This window comes from Stenotrophomonas sp. NPDC078853, from assembly GCF_044901215.1.
GTDB lineage: Bacteria > Pseudomonadota > Gammaproteobacteria > Xanthomonadales > Xanthomonadaceae > Stenotrophomonas > Stenotrophomonas lacuserhaii.
Genome location: NZ_JBJDOQ010000003.1, coordinates 56,699 through 81,757 on the forward strand (window position 1 = coordinate 56,699; position 25,059 = coordinate 81,757).

General features: G+C 64.6%; 23 protein-coding genes and 1 pseudogene. 13 read left to right on the forward strand and 11 right to left on the reverse strand.

Annotation, left to right across the window (positions count from 1 at the left end; genetic code table 11):
- Window positions 1-29 precede the first annotated feature (29 nt).
- Genes ACI2JH_RS04165 through ACI2JH_RS04175 form a run of 3 tightly spaced genes read right to left on the reverse strand, consistent with a single transcriptional unit; the run spans window position 30 to window position 2,916 of the window.
- Entirely contained in the window at window positions 30-875 is an 846-nt protein-coding gene (locus tag ACI2JH_RS04165) for an ABC transporter permease subunit (protein WP_042614388.1), read from the reverse strand.
- Window positions 872-1,783, reverse strand: coding sequence for an ABC transporter permease subunit (locus ACI2JH_RS04170; RefSeq protein WP_182655441.1), 912 nt, complete (start codon window positions 1,781-1,783; stop codon window positions 872-874). Before ACI2JH_RS04170 ends, ACI2JH_RS04165 begins: the two co-directional genes overlap by 4 nt.
- A complete protein-coding gene (locus ACI2JH_RS04175; protein WP_182655440.1) occupies window positions 1,780-2,916 on the reverse strand; it encodes an ABC transporter ATP-binding protein in 1,137 nt (378 codons plus the stop codon). Before ACI2JH_RS04175 ends, ACI2JH_RS04170 begins: the two co-directional genes overlap by 4 nt.
- Before the next feature lie 192 nt (window positions 2,917-3,108).
- On the opposite strand from ACI2JH_RS04175, the gene ACI2JH_RS04180 reads away from it, so the two are divergent.
- Window positions 3,109-3,579, forward strand: coding sequence for a MoaF-related domain-containing protein (locus ACI2JH_RS04180; protein WP_404735523.1), 471 nt, complete (start codon window positions 3,109-3,111; stop codon window positions 3,577-3,579).
- Window positions 3,580-3,588: 9 nt separating this feature from the next.
- On the opposite strand, the gene ACI2JH_RS04185 is transcribed toward ACI2JH_RS04180, so the two are convergent.
- Both ACI2JH_RS04185 and ACI2JH_RS04190 read right to left on the reverse strand, forming a co-directional pair.
- Window positions 3,589-4,704: a polyamine ABC transporter substrate-binding protein gene (locus ACI2JH_RS04185; protein ID WP_319274004.1), complete on the reverse strand. Its 1,116-nt coding sequence runs from the start codon at window positions 4,702-4,704 to the stop codon at window positions 3,589-3,591.
- 117 nt (window positions 4,705-4,821) lie between these two features.
- A complete protein-coding gene (locus tag ACI2JH_RS04190) occupies window positions 4,822-6,219 on the reverse strand; it encodes a glutamine synthetase family protein (protein ID WP_042614383.1) in 1,398 nt (465 codons plus the stop codon).
- 397 nt (window positions 6,220-6,616) lie between these two features.
- Between ACI2JH_RS04190 and ACI2JH_RS04195 the strand changes: the two genes are divergently transcribed.
- From ACI2JH_RS04195 to ACI2JH_RS04205, 3 genes are all read left to right on the forward strand, one after another.
- A complete protein-coding gene (locus ACI2JH_RS04195) occupies window positions 6,617-7,924 on the forward strand; it encodes an NAD(P)/FAD-dependent oxidoreductase (RefSeq protein ID WP_404735524.1) in 1,308 nt (435 codons plus the stop codon).
- 68 nt (window positions 7,925-7,992) lie between these two features.
- Window positions 7,993-9,318, forward strand: coding sequence for a diguanylate cyclase (locus ACI2JH_RS04200; RefSeq protein WP_101100001.1), 1,326 nt, complete (start codon window positions 7,993-7,995; stop codon window positions 9,316-9,318).
- A 278-nt stretch (window positions 9,319-9,596) separates the two neighbouring features.
- Window positions 9,597-10,058 (forward strand): bacteriohemerythrin, encoded by a 462-nt coding sequence (locus ACI2JH_RS04205; protein WP_182655436.1) that lies wholly within the window; start codon window positions 9,597-9,599, stop codon window positions 10,056-10,058.
- Here the strand turns inward: ACI2JH_RS04205 and ACI2JH_RS04210 are convergent, their stop codons facing one another.
- Complete coding sequence (locus tag ACI2JH_RS04210; protein WP_404735525.1) at window positions 10,059-11,351, reverse strand: MFS transporter; 1,293 nt, start codon at window positions 11,349-11,351, stop codon at window positions 10,059-10,061.
- 250 nt (window positions 11,352-11,601) lie between these two features.
- Here ACI2JH_RS04210 and ACI2JH_RS04215 point away from each other — a divergent pair, with 250 nt between their 5' ends.
- Together ACI2JH_RS04215 and ACI2JH_RS04220 are read left to right on the forward strand one after the other, a co-directional pair.
- Window positions 11,602-12,255 (forward strand): hypothetical protein, encoded by a 654-nt coding sequence (locus tag ACI2JH_RS04215; protein ID WP_404735526.1) that lies wholly within the window; start codon window positions 11,602-11,604, stop codon window positions 12,253-12,255.
- Window positions 12,256-12,569: 314 nt separating this feature from the next.
- Window positions 12,570-12,953, forward strand: coding sequence for a hypothetical protein (locus tag ACI2JH_RS04220; RefSeq protein WP_319273993.1), 384 nt, complete (start codon window positions 12,570-12,572; stop codon window positions 12,951-12,953).
- A gap of 389 nt (window positions 12,954-13,342) precedes the next feature.
- Here ACI2JH_RS04220 and ACI2JH_RS04225 read toward each other — a convergent pair whose 3' ends face one another.
- The 5 genes from ACI2JH_RS04225 to ACI2JH_RS04245 form a co-directional block, all read right to left on the reverse strand.
- Window positions 13,343-13,519, reverse strand: a complete 177-nt coding sequence (locus ACI2JH_RS04225; RefSeq protein ID WP_404735527.1) for a hypothetical protein — start codon at window positions 13,517-13,519, stop codon at window positions 13,343-13,345.
- Window positions 13,520-13,626: 107 nt separating this feature from the next.
- Window positions 13,627-13,971: a DUF6984 family protein gene (locus ACI2JH_RS04230; protein ID WP_319273992.1), complete on the reverse strand. Its 345-nt coding sequence runs from the start codon at window positions 13,969-13,971 to the stop codon at window positions 13,627-13,629.
- Window positions 13,972-14,797: 826 nt separating this feature from the next.
- A complete protein-coding gene (locus ACI2JH_RS04235; protein ID WP_319273991.1) occupies window positions 14,798-15,409 on the reverse strand; it encodes a hypothetical protein in 612 nt (203 codons plus the stop codon).
- Window positions 15,406-16,335, reverse strand: a complete 930-nt coding sequence (locus ACI2JH_RS04240; protein WP_404735528.1) for an RHS repeat domain-containing protein — start codon at window positions 16,333-16,335, stop codon at window positions 15,406-15,408. Before ACI2JH_RS04240 ends, ACI2JH_RS04235 begins: the two co-directional genes overlap by 4 nt.
- 11 nt (window positions 16,336-16,346) lie before the next feature.
- On the reverse strand, window positions 16,347-17,177 hold the full coding sequence (locus tag ACI2JH_RS04245) for a hypothetical protein (protein WP_404735529.1): 831 nt from the start codon (window positions 17,175-17,177) through the stop codon (window positions 16,347-16,349).
- Window positions 17,178-17,608: 431 nt separating this feature from the next.
- Between ACI2JH_RS04245 and ACI2JH_RS04250 the strand changes: the two are divergent.
- The 7 genes and pseudogenes from ACI2JH_RS04250 to ACI2JH_RS04280 all read left to right on the forward strand — a co-directional run.
- A pseudogene (locus ACI2JH_RS04250) lies at window positions 17,609-18,364 on the forward strand (aminotransferase class III-fold pyridoxal phosphate-dependent enzyme); the annotation flags it as partial.
- Window positions 18,365-18,427: 63 nt separating this feature from the next.
- Complete coding sequence (locus ACI2JH_RS04255; protein WP_404735530.1) at window positions 18,428-19,297, forward strand: plasmid replication/partition related protein; 870 nt, start codon at window positions 18,428-18,430, stop codon at window positions 19,295-19,297.
- Window positions 19,298-19,420: 123 nt separating this feature from the next.
- Window positions 19,421-20,704 carry a DUF445 domain-containing protein gene (locus ACI2JH_RS04260; protein WP_404735617.1) on the forward strand — a complete coding sequence of 428 codons (1,284 nt, stop codon included), beginning with the start codon at window positions 19,421-19,423 and terminating at the stop codon, window positions 20,702-20,704.
- 268 nt (window positions 20,705-20,972) lie between these two features.
- Entirely contained in the window at window positions 20,973-22,118 is a 1,146-nt protein-coding gene (locus tag ACI2JH_RS04265) for a M23 family metallopeptidase (protein WP_404735531.1), read from the forward strand.
- Between the two features lie 52 nt (window positions 22,119-22,170).
- Window positions 22,171-22,572, forward strand: coding sequence for a hypothetical protein (locus ACI2JH_RS04270; protein WP_157825150.1), 402 nt, complete (start codon window positions 22,171-22,173; stop codon window positions 22,570-22,572).
- Window positions 22,573-22,835: 263 nt separating this feature from the next.
- Window positions 22,836-24,746: a TonB-dependent siderophore receptor gene (locus ACI2JH_RS04275; RefSeq protein ID WP_404735532.1), complete on the forward strand. Its 1,911-nt coding sequence runs from the start codon at window positions 22,836-22,838 to the stop codon at window positions 24,744-24,746.
- Window positions 24,747-24,896: 150 nt separating this feature from the next.
- The gene (locus ACI2JH_RS04280) at window positions 24,897-25,058 is read left to right on the forward strand and encodes a hypothetical protein (RefSeq protein ID WP_404735533.1); all 162 of its coding nucleotides are present in this window, start codon (window positions 24,897-24,899) and stop codon (window positions 25,056-25,058) included.
- The last annotated feature ends 1 nt before the right edge of the window (window position 25,059 follow it).

Below are 25,059 nucleotides of genomic sequence, written 5' to 3' on the forward strand. Positions count from 1 at the left end.
CGTCGGGTGCCTGCAGGCACCCGACACCCTCACCCGTTGTCCTGGCGCGCCAGCAACAGGTCGCGCTGGCGGCGTTTTTCGCCGCGCGCGGTGACATACCAGCCGATCACCGCGGCCACCGCCACCGCCGATACCATCAGCGTGGCCAGTGCGTTGATCTTCGGGCTGATGCCCATGCGCACTGAAGCAAAAACCTTCATCGGCAACGTCGTCGAACTGGGCCCCGCCACGAAGCTGGCGATCACCACGTCGTCCAGCGACAGGGTGAAGGCCAGCAGCCAACCAGCCAGCAGCGCCGGGGCGATGATCGGCAGGGTGATCTTGAGGAACACGGTCAGCCGGCTGGCACCCAGGTCCATCGCGGCCTCTTCCAGGGATATATCCAGCTCCTGCAGCCGCGAAGACAGCACCACCGTCACGAAGGACAGGGTGAAGGTCACGTGGGCGATCCAGATGGTGGCCGCGCCCCGTGCCGGGAAACCGGGAATGCCGCCCATCGACACCAGCAGGGTCATCAGTGAAAAGCCCAGGATCACATCCGGCATCACCAGCGGCGCGGTGATCAACGCACTGAAGGCGGATTTGCCACGGAAGTGCCGGAAGCGGGTCATCACCATGGCCGCCATCGTGCCCAGCACGGTGGCCGCACAGGCGGTCCAGAACGCCACTTTCAGGCTCATCCACAGCGCATCCATCAGTGCGCGGTCGTTGAACAGTTCGCCATACCAGCGGGTGGAAAAACCGGCCCAGACCGTGGCCAGCCGCGAGCTGTTGAAGGAGAACACCATCAGCAGCAGGATCGGCAGGTACAGGAAGGCAAAGCCCAGCGCCAACGCGCCCCAGCCCATCCAGCGGTAACCGCGCAGGGTGCTCATGCCTGCTTTCCTTCCAGCACGCGCTGCTGGGACCGGTTGAACAGGAAGATCGGCACCAGCAGCAGCAACAGCATCACCACCGCGACCGCCGAGGCCACCGGCCAGTTGCGGTTGTTGAAGAACTCGCCCCACAGCACGCGGCCAATCATCAGTGTGTCCGGTCCACCGAGCATTTCGGGAATCACGAATTCGCCCACCGCCGGGATCATCACCAGCATGCAGCCGGCGATGATGCCGGCCCTGGACAGCGGCAGAGTGATGCGCAGGAAGGCCTGCCACGGCCTGGCGCCGAGGTCGTAGGCGGCCTCCAGCAGGCGCTGGTCATGCTTGACCAGATTGGCATACAACGGCAGCACCATGAACGGCAGATAGCAGTACACGATGCCGATGTAGGCTGCGGTCGGGGTGTACAGGATCTGCAGCGGCTGGTCGATCAGGCCGGTTTTAAGCAGCAGCTGGTTGAGCAGGCCGTTGCGGTCCAGGATGCCGATCCAGGCGTACACGCGGATCAGGAAGGAAGTCCACGACGGCAGCACCACGAGCATCATCATGATGTTGCGTGTGGAGGGCTTCATGCGCGCGATGGCATAGGCCATCGGATACCCGATCAGCAGGGTCAGCACGGTGGAAATGGCAGCGATCCTGAACGAGCTGACATAGGCCAGCACGTACTGCTGGTCGCGCACCAGCTGCAGGTAGTTTTCCAGGTTCAGCTTCAGCGCAAGCGCGCCATCCACGTACTGCAGCAGCCAGGTGTACGGCGGCGAACCCACCCGGGTATGCGCGAAGGAGATCATCAGGATGATCACGAACGGCACCGCGAAGAACAGCAGCAGCCACAGGTACGGCACGCCCACCACCGCATCGCGCAGTCCCGGCATCCAGCGCTTGCGCACGGCCGCGCTCATGAGGTCAGCACCACGCCGTCGTTGTCGCGCCAGTGCACCCACACCTCATCGCCCCAGGTCAGGCCATCGCTGGCCCAGCGCTGCGAATTGGCGAAGTTGGCCATCACCCTGGCCCCGCTGGGCAGTCGCACGTGGTACACCGAATGGCTGCCGAAGTAGGCGATGTCCTCGATCACGCCCTGGGCCTTGTTGGTCTGCCCTTCCGGCTCGTCCTTGCCGATCATGATCTTCTCCGGACGCACCGCGAAGGCGACCGGCTGGCCTTCGTAGCAGGTGATGCCGTGGCCGATGTAGATCGGCGCGGGGAACGCCGGCGAGCGCACGGTGACGTACTCCGGCAGGTCCTCGTCGATCACCCCTTCGAACGAATTCACCGAGCCGATGAAGCCGGCGACGAAGCGGTTGGCCGGTTGCTCGTAGACATCCTCCGGCTTGCCCACCTGCTGGATCCAGCCGGCGTCCATCACCGCGATGCGGGTGGCCATGGTCATCGCCTCTTCCTGGTCGTGGGTGACCATCACGCAGGTCACCCCGGAGGTTTCGATGATGTTGACCAGCTCCAGCTGCATCTGCGAGCGCAGCTTCTTGTCCAGCGCCCCCATCGGTTCGTCCAGCAGCAGCAGCTTGGGCCCCTTGGCCAGCGAACGGGCCAGCGCCACGCGCTGCTGCTGGCCACCGGACAGCTGGTGCGGCCGGCGCTTGGCCAGCTGGGTCATGTGTACCAGCTCGAGCATTTCGCCCACCCGGCGGCGTATCGCGTCACTTGCCAGCCCATCCTGCTTCAATCCGAAAGCGATGTTCTGCTCCACGCTCATGTGCGGGAACAGCGCGTAGGACTGGAACATCATGTTGACCGGACGCTTGTACGGCGGCAGCGCCACCAGCGGCTGGCCATCGAGCACGATGCTGCCCTTGGTGGGCGTTTCGAACCCGCCCAGGCAACGCAGCAGCGTGGATTTGCCACTGCCCGAGCCACCCAGCAGGGCGAAGATCTCGCCCTTGCGCACGTCCAGGTTGACGTCGTCGACCGCGACGAAACCGTCGAATTCCTTGCGCAGGTCACGGATGGACAGGTAGCCGGGCTCGCCGTGGGTATCGGCGACGACGGCTTCCGGCAGGGCTTCAGCGGGCATGGGGGGCTCCGGGAGCGGATGGTGGACAGCGGCGCCATTCTAGCCATGCCCGTGCCGAAGCGACATGACGGCAGTTGGCGGCCGGCGGCGCACCACTGCGGCGCGTCGCGGTCCGCTCTTACCCTGCGCGCGGTGGACAGGCACGCTCATCCCTGGACCTGCACCGCAGTCCCCGAAGCCGAGATCCCTTCCATGCGCACCCTCCGCCCCCTCGCCGCCCTGATCCTCGCCTGCGCACCGCTGGGTGCCTGGGCCTGCAGCCCTACCGGCTACCCCGGAACCGGCCAGACCATGCTGTCGGACTTCACCAACGGCGCCTTCCTCATCCATTTCCACGACGACGGCTGTACGGCCAGCTTCTGGGGAGTCAGCGGTGATGCAATCGGCAACAACAACACCGTGGAGTACGCGTACACGCCCATGGGCGCCGGCCTCCACAGGCTCACCTGGGTGGCATACAACCCGGAGAAAGTGGTGTTCGCCAACGTGGTGCACATACAGAACTGGAACACCTGCATGGTCAATAGCAGCTTGAGCAAGCCGGATATGACGTTCGAGCACTGGCAGGGCCCGCAGATCCGCAACTGGGACAGCACGTCAAACTCCGCCACCTGCCCCGGCACCAGCATGTCCCCACCCGAAGGCGGGGATCTGGCTGGCTGACCGCACCGATCAACGGCCGGTTTTGATTTCCGTCCACAAGCGGGTGTACAGCTTGTCGGTTTCCGGGGTGTTGATCGAATAGGTGAACATCTTCTCCGCCACGTCTGCCGGCGGGTAGATGGTCGGATCGGTACGGATCGCCTCGTCCACCAGCGGCGTCGCCTCGCTTACCGGGTTGGCGTAGTGGATGAAGTTGGTGTTGGCCGCGGCGACCTTCGGTTCCAGCAGGTAATTGATGAACTGGTAGGCGGCTTCCGGGTTCTTGGCATCTTTCGGGATGGCCAGCATGTCGAACCACTGCGGCGCCCCTTCGCGCGGGATCGAATAGGCCACGTGGACGCCGTTGGCCGCTTCTTCGGCGCGGTCACGCGCCTGGATGATATCGCCCGACCAGCCCACCACCAGGCAGGTACCGCCGTTGGCCAGCGAGCCCACGTACTGCGAGGAGTGGAAATTCTGCACGTACGGGCGGATCGACTTCAGCAGCTCGCCGGCCTTCTGGATGTCGGCCGGGTTGTTGCTGTGCGGGTCCAGGCCCAGGTAGTGCATGGCCACCGGAATCATGTCGGCCGGGGTGTCCAGCAGGGTCACGCCGCAGTCCTTCATCCTGGCGATGTTTTCCGGCTTGAACACCAGGTCCCAGCTGTTGGCGATGTCGGCGCTGCCGCCGAAACGTTCCTTCAGCATGTCCACGTTGTAGCCGATGCCGGTGGTGCCGATCATGTACGGCACGCCGTACTTGTTGCCCGGGTCCTGGGTGGCGATGCGCTCCATCACCTTCGGGTCGAGCTTGGCCAGGTTGGGGATCTTCGCCTTGTCCAGCGGCAGGAACACGCCGGCCTGGATCTGCCGGCCGAAGAAGTTCAGCGTCGGCACCACCACGTCGTAGCCGCTGTTGCCGGCCAGCAGCTTGGTTTCCACCATCTCGTCACTGTCGAACACATCGTAGGTGACCTTGATCCCGCTCTGCTTTTCGAACTCCGGGATGGTGTCTTCGGCGATGTAATCACTGTAGTTGTAGACGTTCAGGACCTTGCTGTCCTGCGCGGTGCCGCTGCCACCACCGCCACCACAGGCGGCAAGCAGGGCGGCGGAAAGACCGAGGGTCAGGGTGCGCAGCTTCATGGGAGGGGGCTCCATAGCGGGGTGGGGGCCGATGCCGGCCTGCAGGGGCTGCCAGCCTAACGCCGCAGCGCCGGAACGGGTAGCGCCGAGCCATGCTCGGCCGAATGTATCCACTGTCTAGACATTCAGCAGCAGAAACTCGCGTTCCCACGAACTGATGACCCGGAAGAAGGTCTCGTATTCCTTGCGTTTCACCGAAATATAGGCCCTGCAGAAGCGCTCGCCGAGCAGCGCCTGCAGTTCGGCGCACTGCTCCAGCCCATCCAGTGCCTCGCCCAGTGATCGCGGCAGGTCGTAGCCCAGTTCCTTGGCGCTGCCGCTGATCGGCGCATCCGGTGCCAGCTGTCCCCGCAGGCCCAGCAGCCCGCAGGCCAGGGTGGCCGCCATCGCCAGGTACGGATTGGCATCTGAACCGGCAAAGCGGCTTTCCACCCGCATGTTGTCCGGCGTATCCATCGGCACGCGCAGGCCGCAGGTGCGGTTGTCGAAGCCCCAGTGCACGTTGCTCGGTGACACCTCGCCGAATACCAATCGCCGGTAGGAGTTCACGTTGGGCGCGAAGAACGCCATCGCCTGCGGCGCGAACTTCTGCAGCCCGCCCAGGTAATGCCCGAACACCGGACTGAACTCCCCTTCCCCATCGCCATCGCCAGCGAACACATTGGCTCCGTCGCTGATCCGCAGCAGGCTCTGGTGGATGTGCATGGCACTGCCCGGCTCGTTTTCCATCGGCTTGGCCAGGAACGTGGCATACACCCCGTGGCGCATGGCTGCCTCGCGCATGGTGCGCTTGAACAGGAATACCTGGTCGGCCAGGTTCATCGCATCGGCATGGGTGAAATTGACTTCCAGCTGCGCCGCGCCGGATTCGTGAATCAGCGTATCCACGTCCAGCTTCATCGCATCGGCGTAGTCGTACATCAGATCCAGGATCGGATCGAACTCGTTCACTGCATCGATGGAATAGGACTGCCGCGCGGTCTCCGGACGGCCCGAGCGACCGGCCGGCGGCAGCAGCGGGAAGTCCGGATCGGTGTTCTTCTGCACCAGGAAAAACTCCAGCTCCGGCGCCACCACCGGGCGCAGGCCCAGTTCGGTGTAGGCATCCAGCACGCGGCGCAGCACGTTGCGCGGCGCCAGTTCGTGCGGCTGGCCGTTCTTGGTGTAGCAGTCGTGGATGATCTGCGCGGTGGGATCGGTGGCCCACGGCACCATGCGCACCGTTTCCGGATCCGGGCGCAGCACCATGTCCGAATCCGAAGGCGAAGTCAGTTCGTAGTAATCATCCGGATAATCACCGGTGACGGTGGTAGCGAAGATACCCTCAGGCAGGCGCGTGCCGTAATCGTGGGAGAACTTGTCGGCCGGGATGATCTTGCCGCGCGCGATGCCGGTGATGTCCGGTACCAGGCACTCCACTTCGGTGATGCGGCGGTCCTTCAGCCAGCGCAGCAGGCTGCTTTCCTGCGCATCTTCCTCCGTTGGCATCCTGCGCGTGCGGCTGTCGGTACTCATGCGGAATCCTGTTGAAATCGTTGTCGCTGCCGGCAAGCTTGGCCGAACGCATGCAACACAGCGTGATAGAAGGGATTGTGGGTGACGCGCCACTGCGGATGCCACGGCAGAACGCCCGCCGTGCCACTGCGCCAGCCCGCCGCCCGCGGGCAGCGGCGGCTGCAGCGAGGGCAGCAGCACCGGGGTCACCACAGCGGCATCCACCAGCGCACGCACATACATCCCGCCGGCCATCGCGAAGCGATGATGGCCCTGCAACGTGCTGTCGGTCGGCAATCCCACGAGGGGCGGAAGGCGCATGCGAAGGTCCTCGGCGCTGCGCACACGGTAACCCCGGCAGATGACCGCAGCAACCTTACCGGCAGTCACACCATCACCGTGGCAACTGCGCCAGACTATGCCCATGGACCCCACGCACGCCCTGCGCGAAGACCCTGCCCTGCCACCCAGCTGGTATGCCGCCAGCGTACGACCCCGCGCCCCGCTGCCGGCGCTGGACGGCGATGTCCACGTTGACGTGGCGATCCTCGGCGCCGGCTACACCGGGCTTTCGGCGGCCCTGGAACTGGCGCGCCGTGGTCTGCGCGTGGTGGTGCTGGAAGCCTGCCGGATCGGCTGGGGGGCCTCCGGCCGCAACGGCGGACAGGCACTGGTCGGCTATGGCTGCGAGGTGGACGTGCTGGAAAAGCAGGTCGGCGCGGAAGACGCACGCACCCTGTTCGACTACTCCCGCCAGGGCGTGCAGCTGCTGCGCGATCGCATCGACCAGCACCGGATCGACTGCCATTGGGTGTCCGGCCATGCCAACGTACCGATCACCACGCGACAGTCGCAGGCGCTGCAGCGCGACGCGGAACGGCTGACCACCCAGTACGACTACCCCATGCAGTGGTGGGACCGCGCTACCCTGCGCGCGCAGCTGGACAGCCCGCGCTACCAGGGCGCGATGTTCGACCCGCTGAGCGGCCACCTGCATCCGCTGGCCTACGCGCAGGGGCTGGCCGATGCCGCGATCGCCGCCGGCGCGATGATCCACGAACACACGCCCGTGCTGGAACTGCAGCGCACGCCGCGCCCTGCCCTACGCACCGCCACCGGCACCGTGCATGCCGCCCACGTGCTGCTGGCCGGCAATGCCTGGCTGGAAGGCATCGCCCCGGAACTGGAGCGCCACGTGATGCCGGTCGGCACCTATGTCGGCGCCACCCCGGTGCTGGGCGAAGCGCGCGCGCGGTCGCTGATCCGCAACGACATGGCCGTGTCCGATACCGGGCTGGTGCTGGACTATTTCCGGCTCAGCCACGACCACCGCGTGCTGTTCGGCGGCGGCGCCAGTTACTCCTCGCGCCCCCCGGCCGGCCTGGACGCGGTGATGCAGCGGCGCCTGTGGCAGGTGTTCCCGCAGCTGCACGGCGTGCCGCTGGACTACCTGTGGGGCGGCTACGTGGACATCACTCCCAGCCGCGCCCCGCACTGGGGCCGGCTGACCCCGGACATCTACTTCGCGCAGGGCTTTTCCGGGCATGGGGTGGCCTCGGCCAACCTGGCCGGGCAGGTCATCGCCGAGGCCATCGCCGGCCAGGCCGGACGGCTGGAGGTATTCGAGCGGCTGCCGCACCGGCCCTTCCCCGGCGGACGCCTGCTGCGCACCCCGTTGCTGGTCGCCACGATGGCATTTGTAAAGCTGCGCAATCTAATTTGGTGACGCAGTTCAAGTTTTCAGGGGAGCGGCCGATAGCCTTGAAGACCCAGCCCGTTCCGAGCGCACGCCTCATGCCCGCCTTGCTGCAGGGCGCTTTCGTAAGCGACCCCGGTGTTGATCCCCTGCCCCAGCGCATCCTGCTGGTGGAGAATTCGCGAACCTTCACCACCCTGGTGCGTGAAGCCATCGAACAGCGCCTGGAGCTGAAGGTAACGGTGGCTTCGACCCTGGCCGAAGCCGGCGGCCTGCTGGAGCAGGAACAGGGCTGGTTCCTGGTGCTGACCGGGCTGGTGCTTGCCGATGGCGACCGCGAAGCCGTGGTGGATTACTTCGTTTCCCGCGGCCTGCCGACGGTGGTGGTCAGCGGGGTGTATGACGAAGACGTGCGCCGCCGCGTGCTGGAACAGAAAGTCATCGATTACGTGCTGAAGAACACCCCCGGAAGCGTGGATTACCTGGTGTGGCTGGTGCAGCGGCTGGACCGCAACCGCCGCATCGCCGCGCTGGTGGTGGATGATTCGCCGTCCGCGCGTGCCTATGCCGCCGCCCTGCTGCGCATGTACGGCCACCCGGTGTATGAGGCGGCCGACGGTGAAAAAGGGCTGGCAGCGATCGATGCACATCCGTCCATCCGGCTGGCCGTGGTGGACCAGGAAATGCCCGGCATGCAGGGCGTGGAGTTCACCCGCCGGCTGCGCATGCAGCGTTCGCGCGACAAGGTGGCGGTGATCGGCCTGTCCGGCAATACCGATGCCTCGCTGATTCCCCGTTTCCTGAAGAACGGCGCCAACGACTTCCTGCGCAAGCCGTTTTCGCGCGAAGAGTTCTTCTGCCGCGTCTCGCAGAACGTGGACCAGCTGGAACTGATCGGCACCCTGCAGGATCTGGCCACCCGCGATTTCCTGACCGGCCTGCCCAACCGCCGCTGCTTCCTGGAACACAGCCAGCGCCAGTTGCACGGCGTACAGCAACAGGACGACTGGATCGCGGTGGCGATGGTGGACATCGACCACTTCAAGCACATCAACGACACCTTCGGCCACGACGGCGGCGACGACGCGCTGCGTGCCTGCGCCGATACCGTGGCCACGCACGCGCGCAGCGGCGATCTGGTCGCCCGCTTCGGGGGTGAAGAGTTCTGCCTGATGGTGCCCGGGCTGGCGCCGGACGAAGCGGTGGAGTACTTCGAAACCCTGCGCCAGAGCATCGCCGCGCTGCAGGTTCCCATCGCCGGCACCGCGCTGCGCATGACCGTCAGCATCGGCCTGTGCTGCATCCGCCCCCAGCATGACAGCCTGCACGAACTGATCACCGAAGCCGACCGCCAGCTGTACCTGGCCAAGGCCGGCGGCCGCAACCGGGTCTGCAGCGCCGCACTGAACGCCACCCCCGCCTGACCACCGCCCTGGTGGGTGACGACCGTTGGTCGTCACGCTGTTAGCTCGGCGGCCTTTCGGCGCGGACTGCGACACCTGGAACATTCCGCCGAGCATGGCTCGGCGCTACCGGCCTACCGCCTTGGTGGGTGACGACCGACCGCCCCGGTGGGTGGCGACCGCCGCCCCGGTGGGTGACGACCGTTGGTCGTCACGCTGTCACCCGCTTTGATCCAGATCAGTGTCGCAATCGGCACGCCCGCCCAGACTCGGTCCCATCGCACACAGGGAGCACGCAGATGGCCTTACTGGTCTGGCAGGACGATCTCAACATCGGCATCGAGGTCATCGACAACCAGCACAAGCGGATCGTGGAGATGCTCAACCATTTGCACGTGGCCCAGCAGGGCCTGCAGCGGCTGGCCGTGGCTGATGTGATCGACGAACTGGTCGACTACACCATGTCCCACTTCGCCTTCGAAGAAGAGCTGATGGAAGAAGCCGGCTACCCGTTCTGCGCCGCGCACAAGCGCGTGCACGAGATCTTCGGCAAGCGCGTGTCCGACTACCGCCTGCGCTTCCAGGCCGGCGAAGACGTGACTGACGAACTGCGCACCATGCTCTCGCGCTGGCTGTTCAACCACATCCGCGGCGATGACAAGGCCTACGCCGAATCGGTCAAGCACCACCTCAACCAGTTCACCCGCGAACACCAGGGCGGCAGCTGGCTGGGACGCACGCTGAAGCGCTTCTTCGGCTGATCAGCGCACCCGCCGCTGCAACGCCAGCAGCGCGCAGATGGTCACCAACGCGGCGATGCACAGGTAATAGCCGACCGCCACCAGCCCGAAGCGTTCGGCCAGCCATGTCGCCAGGTACGGTGCCGGCGCCGCGCCCAGGATGCCGGCCAGATTGAACGACAATGACGCGCCGGTGTAGCGCACCTCCACCGGGTAGATTTCTGCCAGGAACGTGCCGCACGGACCGTAGGTGAGGCCCATCAGGAACAACCCCAGCGACAGGAAACCCAGCACCATCCACGGGCTGCCGGCCTGGAACATCGGCGCCAGCAGCACCCCGAACACCACGATCAGGCCACTGGCGACGATCATCGTGCGGCGCGTGCCCCAGCGATCACCGTAGCGCGCCGAAATGGGAATACCGGCGGCGAAGAACAGGATGCCGACCATCTGCAGCAGCAGGAACTGCTCGCGGCTGTAACCCAGAACCGCGGTGCCATGGCCGAGCGCGAACACGGTCATCAGGTAGAACAGCACGAAGGTAGCGAACGCGCCCAACGTGCCCAGCAGCATCGGCACGGCGTGGTCGCGCAGCACGGTCAGCATCGGCAGCTTGACCCGCGCATGCGCATCCAGCGCCTTCTGGAAGGCAGGCGTCTCATGGATGTTCAGGCGCACCCACAGGCCCAGGCCGACCAGCAGCGCACTGGCCACGAACGGAATGCGCCAGCCCCACTGCAGGAAGTCATCGGCGCTGAGCAGGCGGCCCAGGATCAGGAAGATGCTGGCCGACAGCAGGAAGCCCAGCGGCGCACCCAACTGCGGGAACATGCCGTACCAGGCACGCTTGCCCGGCGGCGCGTTTTCGGTGGCCAGCAGCACCGCACCGCCCCATTCACCGCCCAGCCCCAGGCCCTGCCCGAAACGACACAGCGCCAGCAGTGCCGGCGCCCACAGGCCGATCTGCGCATGCGTGGGAAGCAGGCCGATCAAAACGGTGGACAGGCCCATCGTCAGCAGCGCCGCCACCAGCGTCGCCTTGCGCCCGATGCGGTCGCCGAAGTGCCCGAACACCGCCGACCCCACCGGCCGGGCGATGAACGCCACCGCGAAGGTCGCCAGCGACTGCAGCATCGCCGCCTTGTCACTGCTGTCCGGGAAGAACAGATGCGGAAACACCAGCACCGCCGCAGTGGCGTAGATGTAGAAGTCGAAGAACTCGATGGTGGTGCCGATCAAGCTGGCCAACAGCACGCGCTGTGGCGAATTGGCCGGCGCGGACGGGAACGTGGCGGGTGCAGCAGTGGACGACATGGGCAGGATCAACAAGCAGAGAGCGTTCCGGATTCTGCCACGCCCCTCTCGAAGGGGGGCAGATTGGTTTCAGCCGACACCGCCGGTAGCGCCGAGCCATGCTCGATTTTGGTAGCGCCGAGCCATGCTCGGTTTTGGTAGCGCCGAGCCATGCTCGGCGAGCAAAGCGGCCGCCCCCGAACCACCCAACGAAACTTTCCGCCCTCACGCCTACTCTCACCCCGAAGGTAACCGCATGGATGCACCGCCGATGTCGACCCTCGCCCTGACCCGCCCATCACTCCCCGCCCCCGCCCCGCACGTGATCGCGTGGGCGCTGGTGATCGCCATGCATGCCCTGATCGGCTGGTGGCTGCTGACCACCACCCGCGCCACCCTGACGCGCAACGATGCCCATCGCACCAGCGTGCGCTGGCTGCCGCCGCCACCGCCTGCAGAGCAGCCTATCGCACTGCCCAGGAGACCCGACGTTACGCCCGCGCAACGCAACCGCCGCATGGTCAGCCCGCTACAGCCCGTCATTGCCGCACCCGATAAGGCCAACCTGGTGGACATCGCCGAGCCCGTTGCGCGTGCGCCACTGGACCTGCACCTGCGCGGCGATGCCGTCAGCGGCGGTGACGGCATCGACGCCGCCACCCTCGCCCCGAAACTGATCGGACGCCGCACCGTGCATGCGGCCTTCCAGGAACGACCTCGCTACTTCCGCATGCGTCCGCAGATGAGCCCGCAACAGATCATCGCCGGGGTGGCGCAGTTCCTTGGATTGTGGCCGCCAGGCTATACCGACGATCCCTGCGGACTGGGCAAGCAGGACCTGCAGTACTTCCAGGATGCGGTGGACGAGCGGGATCGGCAGGCGCTGCGCGATGCGATACATCAGGTCAGCGCGAGCTGCCGTTGAGGCGCGCGGTTTGTCGCGGCAGACGCATTTTGCATCTTTGCCCATGTACGTCGCCAGGTCGCGTTAAGCACGATGGCGATGCTGGCGACATAGAAGCGCCAGCCGGGATTGGCATCCTGATACGTGTGGTCACTTGCTCTCTCTTGCTGCCCCTCTTGGGCCCGGCAGAGAATGCATCACCTCGTCGGAAATACGGCGGGCGATGCGTGGGGATTTGATCCGCCGGTTTTTTTGATCACACGGCCGGTATGCCAACCCGCACCGCCCGCCACCCTCCGACTTGGCAGGGGGCCCATCCGGCTACGAGGTTGCCCATGTCCGATCACACCCTAAGCGGTATGCGCCTGTATTCCCTGTTGGGCGATGCCATGCATGACCTGCCGCCCCACTTCATCGACAAACTGGAGCGGATCCTGCGCGCCAATGGCGTGCCGCATCCCGTGTTCCAGGACACGCCCCGCCTGCGGCTGGTGCAGCCGCTTGCTGACCCTCCGCCGGCCGCCGCAAAAGCAAAGGCCAAGCAGCAGCCTGACACCGGCAGTTCCCCCGTCTACAGCAGGCAGCAGTGCGTGATCGTCATCCTGGACATCCTGCATGCGGTGCATGTCAGCCACACCAGCGGCAACGACGTGGTGGTGATGAACGAAGAACTGGTGGAAGGGCTGATCATCGCACGCGAGCTGATTCGAGAAGCCTGAAAGGGCGGTCCCTCGTCATTTGCTACTCGCCTTCCACGTCACGGTCTTGCCGTGCTGTAAAACAGACCACAATGTGGAACCCGTGCTGGGCATGACTCCCAAACAGGCTTCAATGGCCTACTGCGTAGTGCTCCCTCCAAATGAGCAGCTAACTGAACGGCGAAACTGGCAGCACGTGGGCACGGCCTGAAGCAGGTCACCGCACCTCAGAGTGATTCAGTCGCGAGCAACGACGCGTCGTACCACACGTCTTCGTAGCCATCCGCGCCAATCAGGAATCGCCACCCCGGAGGCAGTGCCAAGTAATGCGCGAACACCATCTCATCCGATACGGCATGGCTGACGTGCAACGGCTGAAAGAACTCAGAATCTTCGGAGTAATCACCGGATCACACGTACCAGCCGGACATATCGCCGCTTGGCGGATGCCGCAATCCGCTGATAGGGATAATCCCGCATGCCGCGGCCTGAGCCAGGCCCAGCTTGGACCCCGGTTCGGGCATATGGATTTCCGTGCCGTATCGCCTGCGCACGTCCGCCTGCTGCACCACGTGTGGATCCTGCATTCCGACACTCTCCATTCGATTCACCCCGACGGGTCCGCGTCATCCGCGCAGTAGGGACGCGAGCGCATGATGCATTCGCAGGCCAAGGATTCTCATCGCTAGGCCAGTTAGTAGAACCTAGCGGAGCTGGCATCAGGAGCAAGCGGCGAGCCCTCTCCCCACCGGATGATCTCAAGCTCGTAAAGTCGATTGTTTTCGTCTGCGTATAGCACGGCAGTCAACTCTGCGCCGTCTGCGTCTGATAGGCGAATCTCAACCGGATAGCTGTGCTGGCCCTGGTAAGACGGTCGCTTATATCCCGCGATAGCGAACACAACCCTTGCACCCGGCACAGCATCATCGGCTACAGCAGCGCGTTCCAGGTCTGCCGTAAGCCCTGAGGCCTCAAGGGGAGCAAGTCTGCTCGCGACGCCCTCGATCAACAGCCTTTCGAGATCGGTGATCTTTCGCATGATTGTTCCTACTACTCTACGAGCGCGAAAGCCATGAGACAAACACCGCGCTGTAGAAAACACTCTTGGCACGGTGCGAAATTTTCAAAATTACGTACAGGACAATCTATTCAACCTGATGAAACGTAACGCTAACCTCTGAGCTATCACTATCGCTCAACAGTATTACGTTGAATTTTAACCGCGGAAACTGGGACGCGAGCTTCGCGGCCCATGCGTTTCGCAGAATTGCGCCGACGCACTCGTTGAGGGAGACCTCAATCCCCGGGAGGAGGCCATCAATATTCAAGTGATTGCACCAATACTCGACTTCCTTCCCAGTAACGCCCTGCGAAACCAGCTCGCGTACCCGGTCACCTCGCGACTGTAGGGTGACGAAGCCGTCCACCTCGACGAATGAAGGCCATACCAGAAAAATTACCGACATCAGTACATCAGCCGTCAATGTCCCTCGCAGAACCTGCGCACGGATGTAGTCCGCAAAATCAAATGAGGATCCATTTGCAGCCACCCATTGCCTAAAGTCAGGCATATATTCTATGGGATCATACTCTGTTGTCATATCATTCATATTTTAGGCATATCACCTCATTACCAGATATCCTTCCTTGCAGAATCCAGAGCGGCGCCCGGCCTGCGCGCAACCACACAAGAATTTATCGCCTGGAAATATGAGCCATATTCCTGATAGAAACTACGAATCCAGATAATGGGTCGTTAACGAAAAAGCCGGTTCCCTGTGTCTGATGGACTTGAAGCTTGCCGGCCAACGGCCGGCACTACCCTTGGATTTCGCGCAGATTTGTTCAGGCTCATCCCTAGCGAATCAATCGTTCAGCATCTTCAGAAACGGGACCGCGAATCCCTCAAAATAGTCCCGATTTTCCTTCAGGAACTCTTCAACGAACGCCCGGGCTTCATCCTTGCGACACATCAGGTATAGACACGCTGCAACCCGCTCTGGGTAGGCTCCCAGCATCGGCACCCGATCAAGTAGCAATGGCAACAAAAGCTCATAGGTACCTATCGACAAAGCATACGAAAGGCCAACATCAGTATATAGGCGCGCCAGTCGGGCCGCCTCCGCCTTAAGGTCGGTTTGCTGCGTAAAATGGAACGCCTGTGCGTTCGGCGTCAACTGGCCCATATGAACGGCGAAGGTGGCTACACGCCGATCATACTTCATCGGATACTTGCCGACTTTTATTGATATGAGTTTTTCGACTGGGACGACATGCACGCCGACAAACGGGTTGACCGAAATGTATCCAGCCTCTACCGTCGCGTTGAGCCCGACCCAGCAATGCACGCCATGCTCCATTGGCCAGTCCACGCCTTCTTTGCGAAAGCGAGTAAACCCCGCTTCCGCCAGCGCGTCATAACAGTGCTGACGCACAACCTGCTTGTATGACGCATCGCAGCGTTCGCTCACGTTCATTGACAGCGCTTCACGTCGTAACACTTCATTTGTGTCGGCACATTTGGCTGAAGACCAGCATCCAAAGCATTCCTTCCTCTAGGCGTAACCGGGCGACCCGCCTCGACATCAGCCTTGATGGCTTTTTGGCCAGAACTTAGTTTAGCACCGCCGCTCTTCACCTCCACAACGCCCTTATGTGACGTCACAATGTCCGCCACGCTGCGTTGCCCCGTGCTGGCTTCCAACGTGACGCGTTTGCCGGCGACTTCGGCACCCATCTCTGCCGCTACCTTTGCTTCCGCCTTGGCACCCTGCGCAGCATTTTTTGCCAGCTGAGCGGCTGCTTTGGCCTCCACTGCAAGCGGCCTAGCCATTCGAGCCAATGGCGCAACTGACAGTTTACTAAATCCAGAGCCCTGCGGTCCCAGCGCAGTCATGAACTGATCGACGGCCTCTAATCCATCGGCCGCCCACCCCATAATAGTGGCTGAGTACTCGATAGTGGGCTGAATATCGCCCGGGCATGCCATCGGGCAGCGCCCATCCGGATCGGTGAATTTGTACGGATTATTGTAGGCGTAGGCGTAGACATTGAAGTGCCTCATGTCACCGCCATGAGCGGTCACCGGATCAGTGCTGAGGAACAGCCCCACCTCAGCATCATAATACCGCTGCTGCATGTAGCTCAGCCCGGTAGCCGCATCACTCACATGCCCCGTATACCCCGGGCCGTCAGCCACCGCGCCGCCCACCACCGCGCCATACGGCTCGAAGGTAGTCCGCTCCACCACGTTCCCATTGGCATCGGTCTTCGCCACCACCGTACCCAGCGCATCGGTGTGCAGGTAGCGCACCGTCGTCTGCGCCTGGGCAGGCGCCATACATGTGACGGCCGCCGTGATCACCAGCAATCCGAACGCCCTGAGCATCTTCGTCATCATCATTGCTCCAATGCTCACGGGATCACCCCACCGCCATCGCCCGGATACGGGTCCTGCTCCAATGTCTGGTGGACTGGCGCGGACCAATCCGAGCAGCCCGCCGCATTGCATGCGCGCACAACATAAACCGTCGCACAGAATTGAATGGTCGGGTACTGGCCTTCTACAGTCGTGGCCGCTCCGCTGTAGAGCAGCGCTCCGCCGTGAGCCTGGAGGTCATAATGGCTCGCATATGACGCGGGCGTCCAAGTCACTTTGCACAAGGAGAACTCCCCGTTGTGAGGACCGGCATAGTAGTTGTGCTGGTGCGCATAGGTAATGCTGGGTGTGGCTGGCGGGCGCTGCACCGCCACTGTCTTGGTGGCCGACCACCCACCGCAACCCGTCGCATTGCAGGCCTGCACGCGATACGCGTAGCTCCCGGAGCTGCCCGGGTTCAGCCCCACGCTGGTGCTGCCATAGCCGCCAAGCGCGCCCCAGCCCCCACCGTTGATGTTCTGCTGCACGTTGTAGCCGGTAGCGGTAGAGACGGCTGTCCAGCTGATCGTGTATGCAGCGGCGGCGGAGGCGGGAGCCGTCAACGTAGGCGCACTCTGCGGCACCAGCAGCACTGCCACGGTACCCGTGCCCGAATATGCGCCGCAGCCACCTGCGTTGCAGGCACGTACCCGGAAGCGATAGCTGCCCGTCGCCCGTCCGGTGAATGCCTTGCTCAGCGCGGAAGTGTTCTGCTGCTGCGTCCACGCACTTCCGACCTGCTCTTCCAGTTCGTAACGCGTGGAGGTGGCCACCGCGGCCCATGACACGCTGAAGCTACCGTTTCCATTGGACGCGGGCACACTCAAGGCCGGTGCAGCACCTGGCGGCCTCGTTACTACGGTGGTGACAATTGCAGAATAAGCACCACAACCGCTGGCGTTGCATGCCCGGCCGCGATATCCATGACTTCCCGTGCCGCGAGCGCTGGTTGCCCAGTTCACTGACGTCCCGGTGTATGCAAGCCCCCACGCGCCGGCGTTGACCCGCTCTTCCAGCTGGTAAGAGGTTGCCGTAGCCACAGCCGCCCAACTCACCGTCCATGCACCACTGCTATTGGTGGCTGGCGTGGTCACTGCCGCGGCACCTGGCACACGTAGCACCGTGGTGGTTTTCTCCGCCGACCAACCGCTGCAGCCGCCGGCGTTGCAGGCCTGTACGCGGTAACCGTAGGTGCCGTTTCCCTTGCCGCTGATCGCGCGCAGCGTGGCCGCTTCGGCCTGCAGCGCGCCCCAACTGCCTGCCGCGGCACGGGGCGGAGCTGGCCGATGCGCTGGAGCGGCTGATCGCGCTGCACGATGCGTCCACCATCGCGGCGGTGTTCGTGGAACCCATCGCCGGCTCGGCCGGGGTCATCCTGCCGGCGCCGGGCTACCTGCAGCGCCTGCGCGAAATCTGCGACCACCACCGCATCGTGCTGGTGTTCGATGAGGTCATCACCGGCTTCGGCCGCGTCGGCATGCCCTTCGCCGCGCAGCGTTTCGGCGTCACCCCGGACCTGATCACCTTTGCCAAGGGGGCCAGCAACGGCGCGGTGCCGCTGGGCGGCGTACTGGTGGCTGATGCCATCCATTCCAGCCTGCAGCAGGGTCCGGCGCAGGCCATCGACCTGTTCCACGGCTATACCTGTTCCGGCCATCCGCTGGCCTGCGCCGCCGCGCTGGCTACCTTGGATGTGTATGCCGAAGAGCGCCTGTTCGAGCGCGCCATCGAACTGGGCGAGTACTGGCAGCGCGCTCTGCACAGCCTGCAGGGCCTGACCAACGTGGTGGACATCCGCAACTTCGGGCTGGTCGGCGCGGTGGAGCTGGCGCCGCGCCGCGATGCCCCGGGCAGCCGCGGTTACGAGGTGTTCCGGCGCTGCTTCCACGACGGCAACCTGCTGGTGCGGCAGACCGGCGACACCATCGCGTTGTCGCCGCCGCTGATCGTGGAACCGGCGCAGATCGACCAGATCGCCGACGTTCTCGGCGCGATGATCCGCGCCACCGCCTGAGCCGGGACGCGCCAGCCCGAGCCGGTACAATGGGCGGTTCCGCTCCACGACTGCCCGTTGCCCATGAACATCGTCGTCAAAGAAGAACTGAAGGCCTACATCGACCCGCTCACCGCAGACGAGTACGAAGCGCTGGAGCGCAGCATCCTGGCTGAAGGCTGCCGCGATGCGCTGGTGTTGTGGGGCGATGTGCTGGTGGACGGACACAACCGATATGGCATCTGCCAGAAGCACGATCTGCCGTTCAATACGGTGCAGAACACCCGCTTCCAGAGCATGGACGATGTCCACTTGTGGATGATCGAACAGCACCTGGGCCGGCGCAGCGTGTCGGACTTCCAGCGGGGCGAACTGGCGCTGCGCAAGCGCGAGATCCTGGCCGAGCGCAAGCGCATCGAGCAGGAAAAGCTGCAGCGCGAAAGCGACGGCACCGCCGACAGCCAGGACGAGGACCAGGACAGCCCGCCGTGGGATCCGGCACCCAGCTTCAGCCGCGCCGAACTGGCCCGTGAGGCGAAGCTGAGCAGCAACCAGATCAGCATGATCGAACGCATCCGTGCGCAGGCGGCGCCGGAAGTGGTGGAGGCGGTGAAGAACGGCCAGCTGTCGATCAGCGCGGCGGCAGCCGTGGCATCGCTGCCGGAAGACGAGCAGCGCGCGGCCGCCACCGGTGGCAAGGATGAACTGAAGCAAGCCGCCAAGCGCGCCCGTGAAGCCAACCGCAAGCCGCGTGCGGCCAAGCCGGACGTAGCGGTGCAGGCTGAAGAGGTCAGCGAGGACGAGCAGGCGCTGCGCGATGCCGAGGTGATGCATGCCCTGGAACAGCTGGGCGAAGGCGCCCCGGCGCTGCGCGCCCGCATCGTCAGCCTGACCCGCGAAAACAATGCGCTGCGCCAGCAGCTGGCGGCGCTGCGCGCGCAGCTCAGCGCGTAATTCGGACGTGGGGCGGCGTGCATCACGCTGCAGCTGCGCTCGCCGAGCATGGCTCGGCGCTACCGCATGCACTTGCCCGTCAACGGGGCCCAACACCGGCCCCGGTAGACTGCCCGCATGACCATGACTCCCGATGATCCGCGCCGCGCCCAGCTGCGGCGCCTGAAAGCCATCGCCTTCGGCATGCTGCTGGTGATGCTGGCCGGTTTCGCGGTCAGCCACTGGCAGGGCGAGCGCGGTATCTGGGCCTGGGTCGCCGCGTTCTGCGAAGCCGCGGCGGTGGGCGCCATGGCCGACTGGTTCGCGGTGGTGGCCCTGTTCCGCCGGCCGATGGGCCTGCCCATCCCGCATACCGCGATCATCCCGCGCAGCAAGGAACGCATCGGCGACAGCCTGGCGGTCTTCGTGCGCGACCAGTTCCTGGCGCCGGACATGCTGCTGGCGCGATTGAAAGTCTTCGATCCGGCTGCCCGCCTGGGCAGCTGGCTGTCCGCGCCCGAGCAGGTGCGCATGCTGGCCGACATGGCGCGCGGCTGGGCCTTGCAGGCGCTGGATTTCTTCGACGAAGCGGCCGTGCGCCGCCAGCTGCACGGCTTCGTGGTGCAGCAGCTGCGGCAGTGGAACGCGGCCTCCACCGCCGGCGAACTGCTGACCCTGCTGACCGCCGATGGCCGCCACCAGCGCGTGCTGGACGAAGGCCTGCAGCGACTGGGGCGCTGGCTGGAACAGCCGGAGGTCAAGGAGCGGGCCTCGCAGCTGATCGTGCGCTACATCCAGCGCGAGTGGCCGACCCTGTCCAGCACGGTGAACTGGATCAAGCCGATCGACGAGATCGGCGACAGCGTGGCCGAACGGCTGGCCGGGGCGGTGCTGGAGGAAATGCAGCAGGTGCTGGCCGACCCGCTGCACCCGCTGCGGCAGGACTATGAACAGTGGCTCGGCACCTACGTACAGCGCTTGCGCGAGGACCCTGCGCTGGCTACCCGCATTGAACAGCTGAAGCAGGAAATGATCGACCACCCTGCCCTTCAGGAGTACGTGCAGGGCCTGTGGTCGCGCATCCACGCCAGCCTGCGTGCGGACCTGCAGAGTGAGAACTCCGCGCTGGCCGGGCACCTGGAGCGCAGCATGGCCGCGCTGGGCCGCAGCCTGTCTTCGGACCCGGCGCTGCGCGATGCGCTCAACCTGCACCTGCTGGAGGGTGCGCAGCGGCTGACCTCGCGCCTGCGCGAAGGCGTCACCGCACATATCGCGCAGACGGTGAAGGGGTGGGACGAACGCCACCTGGTGGAACAGCTGGAACTGAGCGTAGGCCGCGACCTGCAGTTCATCCGCTTCAACGGCACGCTGGTCGGTGGCCTGATCGGGTTGCTGCTGCACGCGGCCACCACACTGCTGCCGATGTGAGTGCGGGCGTGCGGGCGTGCTGCCGAGCTGTCCGATTGATGGCATAGCCATCAATGCCACCTCCGATGGAACTTTCCAACGCCGGTAACTTTGTGATTGCCGACAAACCCGGCGTTGTCCCACGTACCTAGCATTGGCCCTGCCCGCCAGCCAATAGCGGCAGCAGCGAGCCAGCCCCGACATCTCGACGCGGTCCCTTCCGCAGGGTCCAGGGAAGGTTGCGGCCTGAATACACCATGCCGCTCAGATCCACTCTGGAATCCGAACGATGACCATCCATACGCGCCGATTGATGAAACCTGCACTGCTGGCCGTGCTCTGCGCGGCATCCACGCTGGGAACGGCGCAAGCCGGCGGGCCTGCCGTGCAGAGCCAGGACCTTGTGTACCAGTACGAGGAAATGTTTGAGTTCGATATCGCCACCTGGCTGGCCGGGCATGCGCCACAGCTCAGCCCCCAGGCCGAAGTGCTGTCCCATTGGGCGGGCTACAGCGGCATCAGTCCGCGCGTCCTGCTTGCCCTGATGGAGCTGCAGACCGGCGTGGTGGGCAACCAGGATGCTTCGCCTGGCAGTCTGGAACGGCCCTTCGGCACGCTGGTCACCAGGACCGGCTTCGGGCCGCAGCTGCGCGAAGTGGCCGAAACGCTGCGTGATGCGATGTATGACGCCGCTGATACCGGCACGATGGGGCCTGTGGCGCTGTCGGCCGACAACCCGCTGCGCACCCTGTACGCGCTCTCAGGCATGGACACTGTGCGTGCCACGGCGCTGGCCGACGCCGGCTTCAATGATGTCTACCGCAAACTGTTCGGAGGCAGCCCGGCGAGGGCGCAACGCGACGGCGGGGCGCGGGCGCAGGCCGATGTGCCGCCGACCACCCTCTTGCAGTTTCCTTATCCACTGAAGGCGAAGTGGCATATCGGCGGCGCACACACGCACTCCGGCAGCGGCCGGTTCCCGATGTCTTCGCTGGACATGTCGGTCGGCGGCTGGTGGGGCAGCAACCAGAGCAACTACTGGGTATCGGCATCGGCGTCGGGACGTTTCAAGCGCCACTCCTCCTGCATGGCCGAGATCGTGCACGAAGGTGGCTGGTCCACCACCTACTACCACCTGATGAACATCCGCCCCGCAACAGGCGCGATGGTGGCGGCCAACGATGCCATTGCCAACCCGGCCAATACCCCGAACCAGGCCTTGTGCGATGGAGGATCCTCTACCGGCCCGCACGAACATTGGTCCCTGAAGTCCAACGGCAGCCAGCACCATCTGAACGGTGTGACCCTGTCCAGCTACCTGATCACCGCCACGGGCACCAGTTACGACACCAACTGCCAGCGCTTCAACCTCAGCCGTAATGGCAGGCGCTACTGTTCGGATTTCTACACCAACATAGGTGTTGACGCTCCCTGAATCGGGTATTCTCCCGCGCATCGCGCGCCAAGGCGGTGCGCCGGGGGGATCAATGACCAGGATGTTGGTGACGCTGGCGCTGTGTGCGCTGGCCACGCAGGCTCACGCGCAACGCGTGTACAAGTGCAGCGATGGCAAACAGGTGGCCTATCAGTCGGTGCCCTGCCCGAAGGAGCAGGACACCGGCATCAGCCGGCCGGTCGTGCGCGATCCGAACCTGACCAGCGCCGACCGCGTGCGCGTGGCGCAGGAATCATCACAGGCGCGCCGCTGGGTGCGTCAGGGCGCCGGTTACGACCAGCCCGACGTGCGCGGCACGGTGATCGACAACGTGGTCGATCCGCAATCCTGCGAAGACGCCCGCCTGCGCAAGGAGATGGCCGAAGTGTTCACTGGCCGCAGCGCTCCTGCGCGCATCGACCAGGAAATCCACCGCGCCTGCGCGGTACGCTGAAAGCCCGTGCGGTCACACGTGTGACCGTACTGAAAACGCTTGCTTAACTAAATGAGAATACTTATCATTTAGTCAACACGTACGCCCAGCCAGTCAGTCGCGGATCCCTTCCGCCGTTGCCGCCCCGTGTACCAGCTAACGTTCGCCGCCCCAGCCTGGTGCGGTGACGATGGGAGCGGGCGCTGCATGCTGGCGCTGGGCATGCGCGCCTGCGCGGCCGTTTCCATCGCCGGCTTTTTTACCTGCATGGAATCGCACCCCTCATGTCGTCGCTGTCCAACGCTTCCCCCCGTTCGCTGCTCGCGCTTGCCATCACCAGCCTGTTGCTCGCTTCGGCCGCCCACGCAGACACCCCGGCCGATGCCTCCGCGCCTACCCTGGACGCGGTGCAGGTCACCGCCGATGGTGAAATCCGCAACGGCTATACGGTCAAGCACGCAAACACCGCCACCAAGCTGGACCTGTCGCTGCGCGAAACGCCGCAGTCGGTCACCGTGGTCACCCGCCAGCGGCTGGACGACATGGGCCTGTTCGCGCTGTCCGATGTCATGGGCCAGGTCACCGGCGTGCACGTGTCGGTCACCGACAGCGAGCGCATCAACTATGTGTCGCGCGGCTACAACATCACCAATTTCCAGGTCGATGGCATGCTCAACACCTTCGGTGGGTCGATCAAGACCAACACCGACAGCGTGATCTACGAGCGTATCGAAGTGATCCGCGGCGCCACCGGCCTGACCACCGGTGCCGGCGATCCTTCGGGCACCATCAGCTTCGTGCGCAAGCGCCCCACCGATACCTTCCAGGCCGGTGCCAACCTGACCGTGGGCCGCTGGGGCAACCAGCGCCTGGAAGCCGACCTCGGCGGTCCGGTGGCACTGGATGGGCGCATCCGGGCGCGCGTGGTGGCGGCCAAGCAGCAGAGTGATTCGTTCCGCGATGTGTACCAACTGGACAAGGACGTGTTCTACGGCATCGTGCAGGCCGACGTCACCGACAGCACCCTGCTGGAACTGGGCTATGAGTACCAGTCGCCGCATACCTCCGGGGTGACCTGGGGCGTGGTGCCGTACTGGGGCGCCGATGGCACGCCGGCGAACCTGCCGCGCTCGACCAACCTGTCAGCCTCGTGGAGTGCCTGGCCGATCGTTGAAAAGACCCGCTTCGTGCGCCTGGAGCAGCAACTCGGCAACGGCTGGTCGGCCAAGGCCAGCCTGACCCACGCCGACCGCGATACCGATGGCAGTGTCTGGTATGGCGCCCAGGGCTATCCGCGCGCGGATGGCACCGGCGTGTCGGCTTACGTTTCGCACTTCAACGAGCAGAGCACGATGGAGGTGTTCGACCTCAACGCCAGCGGTCCGTTCAAGCTGTTCGGGCGCGACCACGAGCTGGTGTTCGGTCTGGGCCGGTCGGTGCGCAAGGGGGAATCCGATGCGCTCGATTTCGACTACACCTCCGCCTATGCGGTGGTGCCGGACTGGCGCAGCTGGACAGGCGATGTGCCGCGCTTGCCGGTCACCCGGCTGGGCTACCTGGCATCGGAAAACGAGCTGAAGCAGAGCGCCGCTTACCTGGCCGCACGGCTGCAGCTGGCTGATCCGCTGCTGGCCGTGGTCGGTGCCCGTTATGGCAGCTGGGAAACCAGGACCTGGCGCTATACCCATGACGCCGCCAGCAACCTGACCGCCACGACCCGCACCGGCTACAAGCCCGATGATTCGCTGACTCCGTACCTGGGTCTGGTGTACGACTTCAACGCGATCTTCAGCGGCTACGTCAGCTACGCCGATATCTTCCAGCCGCAGAATTACCGCGACCGCAGTGGCGACTATCTGGAACCGGTGGTCGGCACGATGTGGGAAGGCGGCCTGAAGGCCGAGTTTTTCGGCGGCCTGCTCAATGCCTCCGCGGCAATCTTCGAAGGCGAGCAGGACAACGTGGCCGAGATCGATGATTCGGTCCCGCCGTCGTCGCTGCCCGATGGCAGCCAGGCCTACCGTTCCACCGGCAAGGGCAACAAGGTGAAAGGCTGGGAGCTGGAAACGCAGGGCAGCATCGGCGAGCACTGGAACCTCTCCGCCGGCTTCGCCCACACCACCATCCGCAACCGTGCCGGCGTGCTGCAGAAGACCACCAACCCGCAGGACACCTTCCGGCTCAACGCCAGCTAGCGCCCGGGCGGCATCGACGGCCGGTTCTGGCTGGGCGGGGGTGCGACATGGCAGAGCGGCATCTGGAACAACAGCACCAAGCCGCGCGCGGACTACCTGACCAGCGGCCGCACCGAAAGTGCGCGCATCCAACAGGATGCGTTCTACCTGGTGAACCTGTCGGCCGGTTACCGCTTCAATCAGAACTTCAGTGCGCAGCTCAACCTCAACAACGTGCTGGACAAGGCGTACTACAACAATGTCGGCTTCTACCAGGGCGTGTACTGGGGCGAACCGCGCAACGTGACCATGACGCTGCGCTGGAAGCTCTGAA